15 protein-coding genes are annotated in these 15,592 nt (G+C 67.9%); 10 read left to right on the forward strand and 5 right to left on the reverse strand.

Annotated features, from left to right (window positions below; genetic code table 11):
* Window positions 1–2 precede the first annotated feature (2 nt).
* Window positions 3–380, forward strand: a complete 378-nt coding sequence (locus tag ACFPJ1_RS04525; RefSeq protein ID WP_380101547.1) for a DUF779 domain-containing protein — start codon at window positions 3–5, stop codon at window positions 378–380.
* Between the two features lie 157 nt (window positions 381–537).
* Window positions 538–1,287, forward strand: coding sequence for an NYN domain-containing protein (locus ACFPJ1_RS04530; protein WP_380101548.1), 750 nt, complete (start codon window positions 538–540; stop codon window positions 1,285–1,287).
* Here ACFPJ1_RS04530 and ACFPJ1_RS04535 read toward each other — a convergent pair.
* Genes ACFPJ1_RS04535 through ACFPJ1_RS04550 form a run of 4 tightly spaced genes read right to left on the reverse strand, consistent with a single transcriptional unit; the run spans window position 1,273 to window position 3,721 of the window.
* Window positions 1,273–1,827 carry a hypothetical protein gene (locus ACFPJ1_RS04535; protein WP_380101549.1) on the reverse strand — a complete coding sequence of 185 codons (555 nt, stop codon included), beginning with the start codon at window positions 1,825–1,827 and terminating at the stop codon, window positions 1,273–1,275. The two genes, ACFPJ1_RS04530 and ACFPJ1_RS04535, sit on opposite strands and share 15 nt — an antisense overlap.
* A gap of 16 nt (window positions 1,828–1,843) precedes the next feature.
* Window positions 1,844–2,992 (reverse strand): GH116 family glycosyl hydrolase, encoded by a 1,149-nt coding sequence (locus ACFPJ1_RS04540; RefSeq protein WP_380101550.1) that lies wholly within the window; start codon window positions 2,990–2,992, stop codon window positions 1,844–1,846.
* The gene (locus tag ACFPJ1_RS04545) at window positions 2,989–3,252 is read right to left on the reverse strand and encodes a hypothetical protein (protein ID WP_380101551.1); all 264 of its coding nucleotides are present in this window, start codon (window positions 3,250–3,252) and stop codon (window positions 2,989–2,991) included. Before ACFPJ1_RS04545 ends, ACFPJ1_RS04540 begins: the two co-directional genes overlap by 4 nt.
* 55 nt (window positions 3,253–3,307) lie before the next feature.
* Window positions 3,308–3,721, reverse strand: coding sequence for an RbsD/FucU family protein (locus tag ACFPJ1_RS04550; protein ID WP_380101552.1), 414 nt, complete (start codon window positions 3,719–3,721; stop codon window positions 3,308–3,310).
* 391 nt (window positions 3,722–4,112) lie between these two features.
* On the opposite strand from ACFPJ1_RS04550, the gene ACFPJ1_RS04555 reads away from it, so the two are divergent.
* The 4 genes from ACFPJ1_RS04555 to ACFPJ1_RS04570 all read left to right on the forward strand — a co-directional run bounded on the left by ACFPJ1_RS04555 (window position 4,113) and on the right by ACFPJ1_RS04570 (window position 11,082).
* Window positions 4,113–6,962 (forward strand): M36 family metallopeptidase, encoded by a 2,850-nt coding sequence (locus tag ACFPJ1_RS04555; RefSeq protein ID WP_380101553.1) that lies wholly within the window; start codon window positions 4,113–4,115, stop codon window positions 6,960–6,962.
* Window positions 6,963–7,142: 180 nt separating this feature from the next.
* Window positions 7,143–9,290: a (Fe-S)-binding protein gene (locus ACFPJ1_RS04560; protein WP_380101554.1), complete on the forward strand. Its 2,148-nt coding sequence runs from the start codon at window positions 7,143–7,145 to the stop codon at window positions 9,288–9,290.
* A 163-nt stretch (window positions 9,291–9,453) separates the two neighbouring features.
* Window positions 9,454–10,173, forward strand: a complete 720-nt coding sequence (locus ACFPJ1_RS04565; protein ID WP_380101555.1) for an SCO4651 family lipoprotein — start codon at window positions 9,454–9,456, stop codon at window positions 10,171–10,173.
* 99 nt (window positions 10,174–10,272) lie between these two features.
* A complete protein-coding gene (locus tag ACFPJ1_RS04570) occupies window positions 10,273–11,082 on the forward strand; it encodes an SCO4651 family lipoprotein (protein WP_380101556.1) in 810 nt (269 codons plus the stop codon).
* A gap of 77 nt (window positions 11,083–11,159) precedes the next feature.
* Here ACFPJ1_RS04570 and ACFPJ1_RS04575 read toward each other — a convergent pair whose 3' ends face one another.
* Complete coding sequence (locus ACFPJ1_RS04575; RefSeq protein WP_380101557.1) at window positions 11,160–11,954, reverse strand: SDR family NAD(P)-dependent oxidoreductase; 795 nt, start codon at window positions 11,952–11,954, stop codon at window positions 11,160–11,162.
* A 110-nt stretch (window positions 11,955–12,064) separates the two neighbouring features.
* On the opposite strand from ACFPJ1_RS04575, the gene ACFPJ1_RS04580 reads away from it, so the two are divergent.
* The 4 genes from ACFPJ1_RS04580 to ACFPJ1_RS04595 all read left to right on the forward strand — a co-directional run bounded on the left by ACFPJ1_RS04580 (window position 12,065) and on the right by ACFPJ1_RS04595 (window position 15,558).
* Window positions 12,065–12,820 carry a hypothetical protein gene (locus ACFPJ1_RS04580; protein WP_380101558.1) on the forward strand — a complete coding sequence of 252 codons (756 nt, stop codon included), beginning with the start codon at window positions 12,065–12,067 and terminating at the stop codon, window positions 12,818–12,820.
* Window positions 12,817–13,644, forward strand: coding sequence for a DUF4097 family beta strand repeat-containing protein (locus ACFPJ1_RS04585; protein WP_380101559.1), 828 nt, complete (start codon window positions 12,817–12,819; stop codon window positions 13,642–13,644). Before ACFPJ1_RS04580 ends, ACFPJ1_RS04585 begins: the two co-directional genes overlap by 4 nt.
* A gap of 72 nt (window positions 13,645–13,716) precedes the next feature.
* Window positions 13,717–13,935, forward strand: a complete 219-nt coding sequence (locus tag ACFPJ1_RS04590) for a hypothetical protein (RefSeq protein WP_380101560.1) — start codon at window positions 13,717–13,719, stop codon at window positions 13,933–13,935.
* A 123-nt stretch (window positions 13,936–14,058) separates the two neighbouring features.
* Window positions 14,059–15,558 (forward strand): PQQ-binding-like beta-propeller repeat protein, encoded by a 1,500-nt coding sequence (locus ACFPJ1_RS04595; RefSeq protein WP_380101561.1) that lies wholly within the window; start codon window positions 14,059–14,061, stop codon window positions 15,556–15,558.
* Window positions 15,559–15,592: the final 34 nt, after the last annotated feature.

Genomic DNA, 15,592 nt, shown 5'->3' on the forward strand with positions numbered 1-15,592 from the left:
CCATGGTCGACAGGGTTTCGTTCACGGAGGAGGCGGCGGAGTTGCTCCGCCGCCTCACCGAGCTGCACGGCCCGCTGATGTTCCACCAGTCCGGCGGGTGCTGCGACGGCAGCTCCCCGATGTGTTACCCCGACGGCGAGTTCCGGACCGGCGCGGCGGACATCCACCTGGGTGACCTGGCCGTCGACGGGCTGGACAAGCCGGTCGCGTTCTGGATGTCGAAGAACCAGTTCGAGTACTGGAAGCACACCCATCTGACCGTCGACGTCGTCAAAGGCCGCGGCAGCGGCTTCTCGGTGGAGGCCCCCGAGGGCGTCCGCTTCCTGATCCGCTCCCGCCTCTTCAGCGACCAGGAGACCGCCGACCTGGGTCTCCTCTGATGCTCACGCGGACGAGCCGCGCCCGCCACCAACGGTCGCGACCGTTTGCGTGCCCAGCGAGTGCCGACCGTCCGGTGGCGTTGCCGGACGGCCGGCACTCTTCATTCGCGCAAAGGCTCGATCAGGACAAACAAAAACGGCCTCCCGAAGGAGGCCGTTGGACCACAGCCGTCAGGCCATGGCGTGGTACCCACACACTAGCTATCCACAGGCCATCCGCACAAGTCAGCGGGAACAGGCTGTGGACACTTATTGTCATGCAATGCCCCCGAACACCCGGCCGAATCCATCTGAGCGACTGATCGTCTACGTGGACGGTTTCAACCTGTACCACGGGCTGAAGGACCGCTCTGGACGGCGATTGCTGTGGCTGGATCTGGTCAGCCTCTCGCGATTGCTCAGGCCGCGGAGTTTGCTGGTCAAGGTCAAATACTTCACCGCGCCGGTTCTCGACGATCCACCGGCGGCCTCCCGTCAGGCGCGCTACCAGCGGGCCCTGGTCGCCCGAAACCCCGGACTGGTGGAGATCACCCAAGGGCGATATCAGAAGAAGGCCCGGTCATGTCGCGCCTGCGGCGCCTCCTGGATCCAGTACGAGGAGAAGGAGACTGACGTCAGCATCGCGACGACGATGGTCGCCGATGCAGCCAGGGGCGTGGCCGACTCGGCGTTGATCATCAGCGCCGACAGTGACCTGAGTCCCGCGGTCCGAACTGCTCGGCTGCTGAACAGCACGATGTTCATGGCCGCGGCCTTTCCTCCCAAGCGCTATTCAGCAGAATTGAGAAACCTGATGCCTGCGTCGTTCAGCATCGGATTGTCCAAGCTGACAGGTGCTCAATTGCCGCGCACTGTGGTGGATCCGATCAGCGGCCGCTCCTTCTCCCGGCCGTCAAAGTGGACCTGAGGCCAGGTACTCCGTCAGGTCGTCGACCGTACAGACGCCGTGGTTGAGGACTGCGGTGTAGATGTCGGTGCCAGTGAGTTTGTGGGGATAGTCGGGGTGGGTGTGTTTGAGGTGGAGGATCGCTTGTTTCTGGTCGGTGGGGGCGGCGCGCAGGCTGGTGGCTTCGGCGACGTGGGGGCGGGGGATGTCGTGGAGCCAGAAGGTCAGGTCGATCTTCCAGGTGTGGTGGGTAAGGACTGCGTAGAAGCGCTCGTCGGTGATGGCCGGGGTAGGACGGCGGTCGGCTCGTTCGTCGCGGAAGTCGGCGGTGAGGAGGCCCGGCCGGGTGGCGATCGTTGCCAGGCCGTGCAGTACTTCGGAGGCGGTAGCGGCGGGAGCCGTGAAGGTGACGTCCAGGTCCCGGTAGGTGATCAGGCCGGAGAGGACGCTCCCCACCAGTTGCGGTGGACCGAACGTGGGGAACGCCGTCTCTAGGTCGAGGTCCTCCAGCACGTGAAGGCCTTCCGCCTGTAGTGCCTCGGCGCGGGCGAGTAGGTCCATGCCGAGGACGGTAGGTTCACACCCCCGGGATCGCCAGCGGTTTCCCTGGTACGACGACCTGGGTGTCTAGCGGGAGGGCGGAGCCGTCCAGGTGGATTGCGTGGATGTCCAGGTGGCCGGCGTGGCACTCGAGGGTCAGGGTGGAGTCGCGGAAGGTGGCTACGCCCCAGCCCGTCCCGGCGACGAAGGGGACCTGCCAGCCGCCGGACAGGCGAGCCACCTCCAGCGGTGCGAAGGTGAGCGTGTTGGTCAACGCGTTGTAGCTGAATCCCGCGAGGGCCTCCAGTACGGACCACCCGGCGGCGTTGCGGATGTAGTGGTCGCCGCACTCGATCGGGTTGAACGGGTTCCGCCGCGTCCCGTCGTACCGGTCCCACATCCCTTGCAGTACAGCCATTCCCTCGTCCACCAGGCCCTCATACAGAAGGTGCGCCCCGACCTGGTACTCCGAGCCCGTCCACACCTCGTCGCAGTACCGCGTCGGCACAACCGGGCGGCCACCGTGCGGCCAGGTACACATCAGCAGGCCGGTGTCGTCGCCGTCCGCGAAGACCCGGTAGGGGTGGGAGAAGTCCGCGAAGCCCGTGCGCAGGTTGTGCCGCACGACAGCCCGCAGTGCCGTCTTCATGTGCTCGGCAGGGAGCAGATACCCGAGGTCGAGCTGGTGCGCCCACCACTGGCCGATCAGCTGATCGGCCAGACATCCGTCGCCCCACTGGAAGTCCTGGTTCTCCTCAGGCGCCAGCACCTGGCGGTAGTACTCGCCGGTGAACAGCAACTCGTCGTACGCCTTGCTGCCCGCCTCGAACAGCACCCGGTAGCCCTTGGCGTCCTCGCCGAGCAAGCGCGCCATCTCCTCGGCGGCACGCAGCGCCGCGAGCCACAGCGTCCCCATGAACGAGTTGACCCCGCACAGGTCGATGTCGTGCGTGCTGGGCTGGATGCCCCGCAGTACGCCGGTAGCCTCCGGATCCCACTTGCCGCGGATGTGGGTGAGCAGCCGCTCGACGTTCGGCCACCTGCCGGCCAGCCACTCCATCCCCGCGCCCTGCCGGACCTCCCGGTAGGTCTTGAGCACGCTGCCGAGCATCCCGTCGAGTGCGGGCTCTTCCGGGCCGCCTATCACCACGTCCCAGAGCTGACGCTGGTACGTCGGCGCGATCACCCGGTGGGGATGTACCCCTCCGGCGCCTGCATCACGTCGTACTCCGTGTCGCGCATGTCGCGTTCAAGCGCAGGGAAGAGCCGCGACAACGTCTGCTCGTAGTTCCACACGTGCGTGCAGTTCAACGGGCACGAACCGCCGTACCGGCCGCCCCACATCACCGTGGACGCGCCCAGCGTCCCCTCGCTCGCTCCTCGGTCCGGCGCGACTGCCTCACCAGGGTCGCTGTCGCGTCCATTGGCGGGAAATCGATTTCTCACCAGCATAGGCCCGGCCGCCGAGGCCCTGTCAAGGGAGTTCGGTCAAACCGCCGGCCTACTGCACGACGCCGAGGGTCAGCAGGATGTTGGCGTAGAGCCGCTGTTCTCCGGTGGCGACGGCGACGGCCAACTCGGGGCCGCGGGCAGCGGCATAGAAGTCCCCGCGGGCCAACGGCTGCAGCGATATGTCGGGCAGGAGCGAGCGGAAACGCTCGTAGATGCCGGGCTCTTCCCCGGTGCCGGTAGCCATCACGCGGGCCGCCTCGATGGGCACCACACCCAGCAGCGTTTCGAGCACGTCGTCGACCGGGATCTGCCCCGGCCGCAGGTTCAGCCACACGGTCTCGGCCGTCGCCGACACCGCGGTGGCATAGGGATAGTTGCCATCGGCCAACAGCACGACGGACCCGTGCCCGGCGCGCGCGAGTGCCCCGAGCAACGGCGGATGGATCAACGGATAACGCAGCACCAGGGACCTCCACGGCATCGGCGGGGAAATCGAAATCAGGGACGACTCAGGGTAGGCCCAGACCCCCCTCGCCGCGGGGGAGACAGCGCTCCTGTGGACGGCGGCCGGCGGCCCCGCGGCGAGTCCCTCGTGCACCCCGGCACGCCGACCCCTGCTCGCAGCCGGGTCGTTGCTCAGTGCGACCATTATCGTGTCGCTCGCAGTGGTAGTCCGTGCACAGAGGACAACCCTTGCTTCCGCCAGATTCCGCAGATAACCCTTCCCCGGGCTGGCGCGGGGACTTAGGGTCAGCCCGGGACGGACCGTGGAGGGCGGTCCGCTAAGACAAACTTCATGGAGCGTTGCAGTGAAAGTTTCAGGCAAAGGGCGGGGGCTCCTGGCAGTCGCTGCGGTGTCCGCCACCACCCTGCTGGCCGTAGCGGCCGGTGGCGGTGCCACGGCCGCCACTACCGCCAACCCGGACTCCAAGGGCCCGGGCGAGGCGACCAATCCGATCTCGTCGAAGGAGCGGAAGGGCAACTACGACGCCCGGACGCCGAATGCTCGATCGACCTACGCGCGCGCCGCGAAGGTGGTCGGCAAGGAGACCGCGGCCTCGAAGAAGTTCCGCGACTCCCTCGGTACCCAGGGCGTCGTGTCCGTGGACGCCAACACCGGTACGCCGGACCAGGTGACCAAACTGGACGGCTTCCTCACCGGTAAGAGCGCCAAGAAGGCGACCGACATCGCGCTGGCCTACGTCAAGGCGCACCCCGAGGTCTTCAAGCTCTCGGAGTCCGACCTGGGCACCCTCAAGCTGCGCAAGGACTACGTCGACGACCTCGGCACCCACCACATCTCCTGGGTCCAGGAGGTCGACGGCATCGAGGTGTTCGGCAACGGCCTGAAGGCGAACGTGACCAAGGCCGGTCAGCTCATCTCACTGCAGGGCGCCCCGATCGCCGGGCTCGTCTCGCAGGCGCAGGCCCGCTCGGCCGACCCCGCCGTCAGCGCCGACGCCGCCCGTAGCGCGGCCGCCGAGGACATCTCGGGCAAGCTGGTCTCCGCCAAGGCCACGAAGTCCGGTGTGACCACCAAGTGGAGCAACGGCGACAGCGCCAAGCAGGTGTACTTCTACACCGCCAACGGCCTGCGCAAGGGCTGGATGACGTATGTCAACGCCGGCGGCTCGAAGATCTACACCCACGTCATCGACGCCCAGACCGGCGGCCTGCTGTACCGCAAGGACCTGGTCAGCGAGGGCAACGGCGACGCCCTGGTGCAGGACAACTACCCGGGCGCCCCCAAGGGCGGCACGCAGCGCACCGAGAACCTGATCTACAACAAGTGGCTGCCGAAGAACGCGAAGACGCTGCTCGAAGGCACCTCGGTGGCCGCGTTCGCGGATGTCAACGACGACAACCAGCCGAACGGCAACGAGACGGTCAAGGTGCCCGGCACCAAGACCACCTCGGAGTACAAGCTGGTCCCGTTCCAGGCCGGTGGGCTCTGCTCGGCGGCATTCGTCTGCACCTGGGACCCGGCCAAGCCGGACTCCTGGAAGACGAACATGAACCAGGACGTCACCAACGCGTTCTACCTGGCCAGCAACTTCCACGACTGGCTGGCGAAACCGCCGATCAGCTTCACCCCGGCGGCCGGCTCGTTCGACGCCGCGGGCGGCGACCCGGTGCTGCTGAACGCGCTCGACGGCGCGGCGACCGGCGCCGACGGCGGCCCGGACGGCAACCACATCAACAACGCGAACATGTCCACCCCGCCGGACGGCATCCCGCCGACCATGCAGATGTACCTGTTCGGTGGCGAGGGCACCGTGTCGAGCAGCTCCGGCAACTCGGCCGACATCCTGTACCACGAGTACACCCACGGCCTGTCGAACCGCCTCGTCGTCGACGCGACCGGCAACTCGACGCTGAACAGCATCCAGGCCGGCTCGATGGGTGAGGCGTGGAGCGACTTCTACGCGCTCGACTACCTCGTCTCGCACAACCTGGAGAAGGACACCACTGCTCCCGGTGAGGTCCTCGAGGGCAAGTACGTGACGGGTGGCACGACGATCCGCACCCAGGCGATCGACTGCCGCGTGAAGGCGGTCAGCCCGAACTGCATCGGCCTCGACGGCTCGCAGGGTGGCTACACCTACGGTGACTTCCCGACCATCGGCGGTACGCCGGAGGTGCACTCCTCCGGTGAGGTGTGGGCGCAGACCCTGTGGGACCTGCGTGAGCGCTTCGGCCGTAGCTACGCGATGAGCATCATCACCCGTGCGATGGAGCTGTCCACCGCCGACCCGACGATGCTCGACATGCGGAACGCGATCGTGCAGGCCGACCTGGTCGCGAGCGGCGGCAAGAACGCCGGCATCATCTGGCAGGTCTTCGCCAACCGCGGGATGGGCTGGTTCGCGGGCGTGCTCGACGGTGGCGACTCGCATCCGGTCGAGGACTTCCACATCCCGCCGAAGGGCGCCACCACGACGATCACCGGCACGGTGACCGACAAGGACACCGGCGCTCCGGTGGCCGGCGCGCTCGTCTTCATCGGCGGCCACGCCTCGGGCTACGCGGGCGACTACTCCGCCGTGACCGCGGCCAACGGCAAGTACACGATCACGGGCGTCCTGCCCGGCACCTACGGCAAGTTCGTCGTCTCCGGCGCCGGCTACGAGGTGCTCGGCGCCCCGCTTGCGGTCAAGGCCGGCGGCACCACCGCGAACTTCGCCCCGCGGCGCAACTGGGCGGCAGCGTCCGGTGGCGGCTCGGTGGTGGACTTCACCGGTCCGGACTTCATCCCGCAGTGTGGGCCGGACTACGCGATCGACTCCAGCCAGGGCACCGGCTGGGGCAGCACGACGGGTGACAACAACGGCACCCCCACCAACGTGATGATCCCGAAGAACATCGACATCGCGTTGCCGGCCGCCGTGAACATCACCAAGTTCTCGGTCGACCCGTCGAACACCTGTGGCGACCCGGGCAGCGCCTCGACCGGAAAGTACCGGATCGAGACCTCGGTCGATGGCACCACCTGGGCGACCGCCCAGGAGGGCGAGTTCACCGCCGCCAACCGCGGCAAGTACACCGAGCTCACCCCGTCGGGCAACACCGCCGGCGTGAAGTTCGTCCGGTTCGTGATGCTGAGCCCGCAGGTTCCGGACTTCGCGACCAACTGCCCGCTCGGCGCGTTCGGTGGCTGCCAGTTCACCGACATGACCGAGATCCAGGTCTACGGCACCAAGTAACACCCAGCACCACCCGCGAGGGCCGGCCGAGCATCCGCTCGACCGGCCCTCCGGCTTTCCAGCTTCTGTCAGGAACCGGTCCTCAGAAGGTCCGCCCCCGGGAAGTGAGACGCAACACGCGGGCGTGATGAGGCCGACACCGACATGACTCGCCGGTAACCAACCAATAACATCGCTGGTATGCAGATCCTCGCCATCGTCGTCTCGCTCGCGATCGCCGCCGTCGGCGTCGCGCTGTTCGGCAAGACGATCGGGCACCTGGTGTCCGTCATCAAGCTCGGCCAGCCGGCGAGCCGTACCGACAACCCGGGGCAGCGCACCGCGACGCTGGCCAGGGAGTCGCTGCTGCACACCCGGATGCTGCAGTGGAGCCACATCGGCGTACTGCACTGGTTCGTCGCGTTCGGCTTCATCGGGCTGTTCCTCACCCTGGTGACGGCGTTCGGGCAGCTGTTCGACGCGCACTTCGCGTTGCCGGTGATCGGGCACTGGTTCGTCTTCGAGTGGGCCACCGAGTTCCTCACCTGGACCGGCCTGATCTCCATCATCGGGCTGATCGCGATCCGGCTGCGGAATCTGCCCAGGGGCGAGAAGGGCCGGTACAGCAGGTTCTTCGGCTCCCGCGCCTGGCAGGCGTACTACGTCGAGTACACGATCCTCGGCGTGCTGGTCTGCATCCTGCTGCTGCGCGGGCTGGAGTACGAGCTCGGCGCCGGCTCCAAGTTCCACTTCCCCACCACGTTCTTCATCGGCACCGCCCTGTTCGGCGGGCTGAGCGAGCAGGCGCTGGAGAACGCGGTCTACCTGGTCGCGATGATCAAGATCCTGATCTCGTTCGCCTGGATGATCACCATCTCGCTGAACGCCACCATGGGCGTCGCGTGGCACCGGTTCACCGCCTGGCCGAACATCTGGTTCAAGCGCCGGGCCGACGGCGGCACCGCCCTCGGCGCACTGCAGCCGATCATGATCAAGGGCGCGCCGATCGACTTCGAGAACATCGAGGAGCTCGACGAGGACGCCGCGCTCGGGGTCGGCAAGGTCGAGGACTTCACCTGGAAGGGCCTGCTCGACTTCACCACCTGCACCGAGTGCGGCCGCTGCCAGTCGCAGTGCCCGGCCTGGAACACCGACAAGCCGTTGTCGCCGAAGCTGATCATGATGAACCTGCGCGAGCACGCGTACGCCAAGGCCCCGTACCTGCTGGCCTCCTCCGACGACGAGCGCCAGTCGCTGCCGGACCTGGTGAAGGCCGAGCAGGAGCGCCCGCTGGTCGGCTCCCCCGACGTCGCCGTGATCGACGAGGAAGCCCTCTGGGCCTGTACTTCGTGCGGCGCGTGCGTGCAGCAGTGCCCCGTCGACATCGAGCACGTCGACGCCATCATGGACATGCGCCGCTACCAGGTGCTGATCGAGTCCTCGTTCCCGTCCGAGCTGAACGGCCTGTTCAAGGGCCTGGAGAACAAGGGCAACCCGTGGAACATGAACCCGTCCGGCCGGATGGACTGGGCCAAGGATCTGCCGTTCGAGGTCAAGCAGGTCGGCACCGACGTGGACACGCTGGCCGAGGTCGAGTACCTGTTCTGGGTCGGGTGTGCGGGTGCCTTCGAGGACCGCGCCAAGAAGACCACCCAGGCCGTGGCGGAACTGCTGAACCTCGCGGGCGTCTCGTTCGCCGTACTGGGTGACGGCGAGACCTGCACGGGTGACCCGGCGCGGCGGGCCGGCAACGAGTTCGTCTTCCAGCAGTTGGCGATGCAGAACGCCGAGGTGTTCAAGGAGACCGGCGCCAAGAAGGTCGTCTCCACCTGCGCGCACTGCTTCAACACGCTGAAGAACGAGTACTCCCAGCTGGGCGTCGAGCTCGACGTCATCCACCACACGCAGCTGCTGAACCGCCTCGTCCGCGAGGGCAAGCTGACCCCGGTCGCCCCGACCGACAGCGCGCTCAACGGCCAGAAGATCACCTACCACGACCCGTGCTACCTCGGCCGTCACAACCAGGTTTACGACGCCCCGCGCGAGCTGCTCGACATCATCCCGGGCGCGGAGTTCGCCGAGATGCCGCGGAACCAGACGAAGTCGTTCTGCTGTGGCGCGGGCGGTGCGCGGATGTGGATGGAGGAGAAGGTCGGCACCCGGATCAACCTGAACCGGACCACCGAGGCGGTCGAGACCGGCGCGGACAAGATCGCCACCGGCTGCCCGTTCTGCCGGGTGATGCTGTCCGACGGCCTGACCGCCAAGCAGTCGGAGGGATCGGCCCGCGAGGATGTCGAGGTCGCCGACGTCGCCCAACTCCTGCTCGCTTCGGTGAAGCGCACCTAGCTCTCACCCCTTACGTCCGAAGAACCGTGGGGCCTGACCTCGGGTTCTTCGGACGTTGTGGTTTGCAAGTAGCTGCAAACCCTGTCCCAGTGGACCTCCGGAGCCGTAAGGTCCGGCGTCTGGATCCATTTGGGAGGAAAGTAGCGTGCGGTTTCGTTCTCGGGTGGCGACCACAGTCGTCGCCCTGCCGCTGATTCTCGGGATCGCCGCCTGCGGTGGAGACCAGCGGGCGCAGCCTGTGGCCCAACTGGACCAGGCGACGTTGCTGCCGGCGATGAAGGAGGCGTTCGCGCAGCAGAGGACCTGGCGCGTCGACGGCAAAATGACTGCCGGCGGTGACACCGTGCTAACCATGAACGGGGTCCAGCAGGCGGAACCGCCGGCGCTGTCGATGGAGATGAGCGGCTCGGCGGTCGGTGACGACAAGGCCAAAGTGATCGTCACCGGCGGCCGGCTCTACCTGCAGGCGAAGGACGTAGCGCCGGACGGCAAGTACCTGGCCGTCGAACTGGACGATCCGGCGGCCGGTGAGCTCGGGTCGCTGACCGACAGCTCCGACCCGACCAAGACCTTCGAGGTGTTCGACGAGGCGCTGCGCAAGGTCGAGTTCGTCGGCACCGAGGCCGTTTCCCGCCGCAAGCTCAGCCGTTACGCCGTGACCGTCGACACCACGACCGCCTTCGAGGCGCAGGGCAAGCAAGTCCCCGCCGCCGCGCCGAAGACGATCACCTACGACATCTGGATCGACCCCTCCGGGCTGACCCGGAAGATGTCCTTCACCGTGGCGTACGTCACCACGGAGCTGACGATGGACGACTTCAACGAGTCCGTCTCGATCGAGGCTCCGCCTGCGAGCAAGCTCGCCTCGGTGAAGCGCGGGTAAAGCTCAGGACAAGTCCTTGCACGAAGCGGTAATTGACTTCCTAGGCAGGGATCCCAGCCCGTAGGATCCAACGCCTTGATCCACTGGGAGGAATACAAAGTGAGGTTCAGTTCTCGGGTGGCGACCACGGTCGTCACCCTTCCGTTGATGCTCGGACTCGCCGCCTGCGGCTCCGACAAGACGGCCACCGTCAACGCGGGCACCACGCCGACGCCGGTCAGCACGCCGGTCACCACGCCGAGCCAGGCACCGGAGCGGGTGGCTCCGGCCGTCGCGCACCTGAACACGGCGAGCTTCCTGCCGGCGATGAAGAAGTCGATGGTCGGCAAGGACTCGGTCAAGATGACCATGAAGATGGTCGCCGGCGGTCAGACCATGACGGTGACCGGCCGGCAGACCATGAAGCCGGTCGCGATGCAGCTGGAGATGAACGGCGCGGCCTTCGGCGGCAAGGCCAAGATGATCGTCGTCAAGGACATGCTCTACCTGTCCACCCCGGACGTCCCGGCCGGCAAGTACCTGAAGATCGACCCGAAGGACTCCAGCAACCCGATGGCGGCCAGCCTGGGCGGGATGCTGAACGATATGGACCCGAGCAAGACCTTCGAGTCGTTCGACGGCGGTCTGAAGGCTGCCAAGTTCGTCAAGACCGAGACGCTCGACGGCCGCAAGGTGGACCGGTATGCCGTCACCGTCGACATGGCGGCCGCGCTGAAGGCCAAGGGCCAGAAGATGGTCGCCGGGATGCCGAAGACGCTGGTCTACACGATCTGGATGGGCTCCACCGACCACCTGATGTACAAGATCTTCTTCGAGATGGCCGGCGTGAGCATGACCATGAACGCCTCCGACTGGGGCAAGCCGATCAGCATCAAGGCTCCCCCGGCGAGCAAGATCATCAGCCGCTGACCGAGCGGCACCGGCGATCGTTCGACTGGACGTCCGGAGTGGTGAGGCAGCCCCTCACCGCTCCGGACGTCGTCGTTTCAGCGCAGGTACGAGGCGCCGTTGAAGTCGAGCACGGCGCCGCTGGACCAGCCGGCCGGCGGGGACGCGAGCCAGAGGACGGCGGCAGCGACCTCCTGAGGCGTCGCCACCCGGTTGAACGGGCTCTGAGCGCGGATCGCGTCGCCGCCGGGCCCGTTCAGACCCTGCGCGGCCATGTCGGTGGCGATGAAACCGGGCGCGATTGACGTCACGGTGATGTCATGTGGCGCCAGCGAGACCGCCATCGACTGCCCGAAGGCGTGCAGTCCCGCCTTGCTGGCCCCGTAGGCGGGCACATCCGGCTCCCCTCGATAGGCCCCGCGCGACCCGACATTGACGATCGCGCCCCGCCTGACCCCCTCGGCCGGCTCCCGGTCGAGCATCTGCCGGGCCACGCACCAGGTCAGATGCGCCGCCCCCTCGAGATTCACCGCCAGCGTCCGGCGCCACGCCGCCACCCATTCGTCGTACGACGTGTCGGCGAGCGGGTGGCCGATCCGGCGTGACCCGGCGACCGGGTCGTCCACGAACAGCGCGGCGTTGTTCACCAGGACGTCGATCCGCCCGAGTGCTGCTGCCGATTCTTCAACCAGGGCAGGGATTCCGGCCGGATCGCCGAGATCCCCGACCACCACCGCATGTCCCTGCCCGGGTAGTTCCGCCAGCACCGCGCGGGCCTTGTCGGCCGCGCCGCGGCAGTGCAGCACGACCCGGTCGCCCGCCGCGGCGAAGGCCTTCGCCACCTCGGCCCCGACACCTCGCGACGCACCGGTGACGAGCACTCCTCTGGACACCCTGTTCCCCTCTCCGTGGACTGCCCTCATTCTGCCCTGACACCACCCTGGCGGCTCGATGACATCAGAAGGGGTTGACAGTGACGTCATGATGACGTCAGTATTGCGTCATGGAACTTGATCACTACCTCGAGTCGGTCCGCCGTAGCGTGGAGAACGCCACCGCGTTGGCCGACGACCAAACTCGCTCCGTGGCCCAGCGCCTCGGCGCCACGCTGGATGACGCGGGCCGCCTGGCCCTCATCTCAGCCCTGTCCGACGCCGCCGGGGAGATCAGCCGCGAGCTGTCCCCCGGATCGGTCGAGCTCCGGATGGCCGGCGGCCGTCCCGAGTTCGTGGTCACGCCGGCCCCGAGCCAGCTGACCGGAGCCGATGACGACGATCTGGACGACGACAACGACAACCACGAGCCGGCCGCGCAGGACGTCGCGCCGGATGCCGACGAGCCGACCGCGCGGATCACGCTGCGGCTGCCGATGTCGGTGAAGAACAAGGTGGACGAGGCCGCCAACGCCGAGGGCATCTCCTCGAACGCGTGGCTGATGCGCACCGTGATGACCGCCCTGACCGGTGGCCGCGGACCCCGGCCGCCCCGGCCGCCGCGCGCTCCGCGGGGTGGCTTCTTCGGCCCGGACGGACCACTCGGCCCGGAAGGCCCGCTCGGCCCCGAGGGTGTCTTCGGCAAGGACGGCGTCTTCGGACCCGACGGACCCTTCGGCCCGGACGGCGTCTTCGGTGAGGGCTCCCGGCGCGGCGAGCGCGGTGAGCGCCGTGACCGCGGCGACCGTCGGGGCGAGCGCGGCGACCGTGGCAACGGACGTGGCCGCGGCGGCCGCGGCCAGCGGGTGACGGGGTGGGCGCAGTGAGCGACAGCATCCGCGCCGAACTGACCGACGACATCCAGCGGGTCCGGATCGAGATCGGCGCCGGCCTGGTGGAGATCGTGCCCGCCGACGGCGAGCAGACCACCGCGAGCCTCGAGGTGATCAACGGCTCCGCCGATGACGTCACCTTCAAGGTGACCAACGGCGAGCTGGTGGTCGAGCTGGCCAAGCAGTTCGCCCGCCGCGGCCCCGAGGTCCGGGTGCACATCGCGACCCCGGCCACCCTGGACGCGCGGGTCAAGACCGGCTCGGGCGACATCTCGTCCCGGATGCCGCTGGGCGAGGCCCGGCTCTCGACCGGCTCGGGTGACCTCCGGGTCGAGCGGATCGAGGGCAGCCTGGCGGCCAGCACCGGCAGCGGCGACATCCGGGTCGGGAGCTCGGTGGGCACGGTCCGCGCGAGCACCGGCTCCGGCTCGATCGACATCGGCGAGGCGAACGACTCGGTCGGCGTGACCACCGGGTCCGGTGACGTCAGGATCGGCGACGCGGCCGGCCCGACCACTGTCAAGGTCGGCTCGGGTGACATCACCATCGAGCGGATCCGGGACCACTCGGTCGTCACCTCCGGCTCGGGCGACGTCCGGGTCGAGCTGACCGAGGGCCCCAGCGTCCGGGCGGAGACCGCCCGCGGCGACGTCCAGATCGGCGTACCGGACGGGCTGCCGACCTACCTCGACCTGAAGACGGTCACCGGGCAGATCCGGTGCGACCTCGAGCCCGGCGAGAAGCCGGCCGACGGCGAGCCCTCGCTGATCCTGCGGGCCCGCACCGTCTCCGGCGACATCACCGTCGTCCGGGTCTGAACCACCAGCGCCATCAGCGGTACCAGCACCACCACATTCGTCAACGGGGACCAACGTGAGGGGAGCAGGACGATGATTACCGAACACCAAGAGGTCGCGCGCTACCAGGTGGAAGAGAAGCTCCGTGCCGCCGAGCTGCGGGCGCTGCGCAAGGAGGACCGCGCGACCCGTCGCGCGGCCTCCGCCCCGAGTGGCCCGCGGCACCAGCTCGCGACGGTACTGCGGAGGCTGGCCGACCGGCTCGAGCCCCAGCCGCGGCACCGGCGTACCGGTCTCTCGGTCGTCCGGTGAACACCGTGACTTCGCAGGCACTTTGCAGCTTGTTGCAGCGCCTGGGTCTGGTGCCGGTGAGGGCCCGCTGACGCTGTTAGTGTCCTCGCCGTCACTCTTGGTCGATCTGGGGAGAGAGAAACGATGTTGCGTCCGTTGATCATCGCCACCGCGGCGGTCGTTCTACTGGCCGGCTGCAGCGGCGGTGACGACAAGTCGTCCGACTCGAGTCAGGACGACGGGGGCCAGTCGGCCTCCCCGACCCCGACCACTCCGGAACTCACCTCCTTCGATCCACCCAAAGCCTTCGCCGCGCTGTCGGCGATCGCGGAGCCGCGGACCGAGGACAGCACCATCGACTCCGCCAAGGCCGGCATGGTCGGCCAAACCTCCCTCTACGCGAACCGCACCGCCATCACCGGCCGCACTCTGGCCGGTTCGAGCTGGCAGGTGCTCGCGAAGGAGGTCCAGACCACCAAGACGACAGACTTCACTGGGCCGATGGCTGTCCAGCTGGACGGCAAGGAGGTCATCGCGACCGCCTACGTCCAGGACGTGCAGGGCAGCGGCACCCAGAAGTCCCACGGTCAGATCAACTTCCAGTGGATCGACCCGGCCGAAGGCAAGGTGGTCACCTCCATCGCTTTCGACCTCACCCCGACGCTCGGTCCCGGCAACGGTGGCGGCAGGATTCTCAGCCAGGCCTACGACGTCGCGACCGGACAGGTCGTCATCGCGCTCACGGTCTCGTCACCGGACGGCACCGCGAAGATCGAGGACCTCAGCGTCTACGCCGACCCGAAGACCAAGAAGGCCACCGCGATCCCGTCCCTCAAGGCCGCTGGAGTGCTCAACGGCGTCGTGATCGCAGCCAAGGGCCAGCAGGGCGAAGGCAAGCGGAGCCTCTCGATCGCCACCGTGGACGGCGCCACCGGCACGGTCAAGAAGGCCACCGCCGTGCCGGGGAAGAACTACCTGTCAGCGCTCGGGACCGGCGGCCGGCGCGCCTACCTGCACGGCACCGGATTCGTCGACGGCGGCCTGGGGCACTTCGTGTCGTCCATCTACTCCGTCGACATTGCCACCGGCGCGATCGTGGAGACGAAGCGGGCGGAAACCCCCAGCCGCTCCGAGGGCTACACCTGCTTCTCCGACCACGTGACCGCCTTGGTCTGCAACGGCAACGCCAGCCAGGACAAGGACGAGATCCTGGCGTTCGACGAGACGACCGGCAAGCAGAGCTGGGGCTACACCTCCGAGTCGGCCAACCGCGTGGTCCCCGATGTCACCACGGTCTACAACGGCGCGATCTACGGCCTGGCCGGCGATCAGCCCGTCGTGATGGACGCCAAGACCGGCCAGGACGTGCCGATCCCGACTCCCAGTGCGACCCCCTCCGAGGGCGCCACGCCGTCCGATGGCGGCGACTCCGAGGTCAGCCCGTCAGACGGCAACTCGCCGAGTGACGGACCCACGCTCGGTGGAAAGAACATGGGCGGCTGGGGTGACACGTCGCTGATCTGGGGTAAGCCGAGGTCGCCGCAGATGGTCTCGAAGTACGGCAGCACCTACCTACTGGACCCGGGTGGCAAGGCGCCGATGGGCACCGAGAAGATCTTCGTGGTGCAGAAAGCGATCGGCTGACCTAGCGAGAGGCCCCTGGCGGATCGGCCAGGGG

Source organism: Kribbella qitaiheensis (genome assembly GCF_042657745.1).
In the GTDB taxonomy this organism is placed as follows: Bacteria; Actinomycetota; Actinomycetes; order Propionibacteriales; family Kribbellaceae; genus Kribbella; species Kribbella qitaiheensis.

Bases quoted from the DNA above. Each gene is read 5' to 3' on its own strand.
- ACFPJ1_RS04580 (WP_380101558.1), top strand. From the start codon at position 12,065: ATGGAACTTGATCACTACCTCGAGTCGGTCCGCCGTAGCGTGGAGAAC.
- ACFPJ1_RS04525 (WP_380101547.1), top strand. From the start codon at position 3: ATGGTCGACAGGGTTTCGTTCACGGAGGAGGCGGCGGAGTTGCTCCGC.
- ACFPJ1_RS04595 (WP_380101561.1), top strand. From the start codon at position 14,059: ATGTTGCGTCCGTTGATCATCGCCACCGCGGCGGTCGTTCTACTGGCC.
- ACFPJ1_RS04560 (WP_380101554.1), top strand. From the start codon at position 7,143: ATGCAGATCCTCGCCATCGTCGTCTCGCTCGCGATCGCCGCCGTCGGC.
- ACFPJ1_RS04590 (WP_380101560.1), top strand. From the start codon at position 13,717: ATGATTACCGAACACCAAGAGGTCGCGCGCTACCAGGTGGAAGAGAAG.
- ACFPJ1_RS04535 (WP_380101549.1), bottom strand. From the start codon at position 1,827: ATGGACCTACTCGCCCGCGCCGAGGCACTACAGGCGGAAGGCCTTCAC.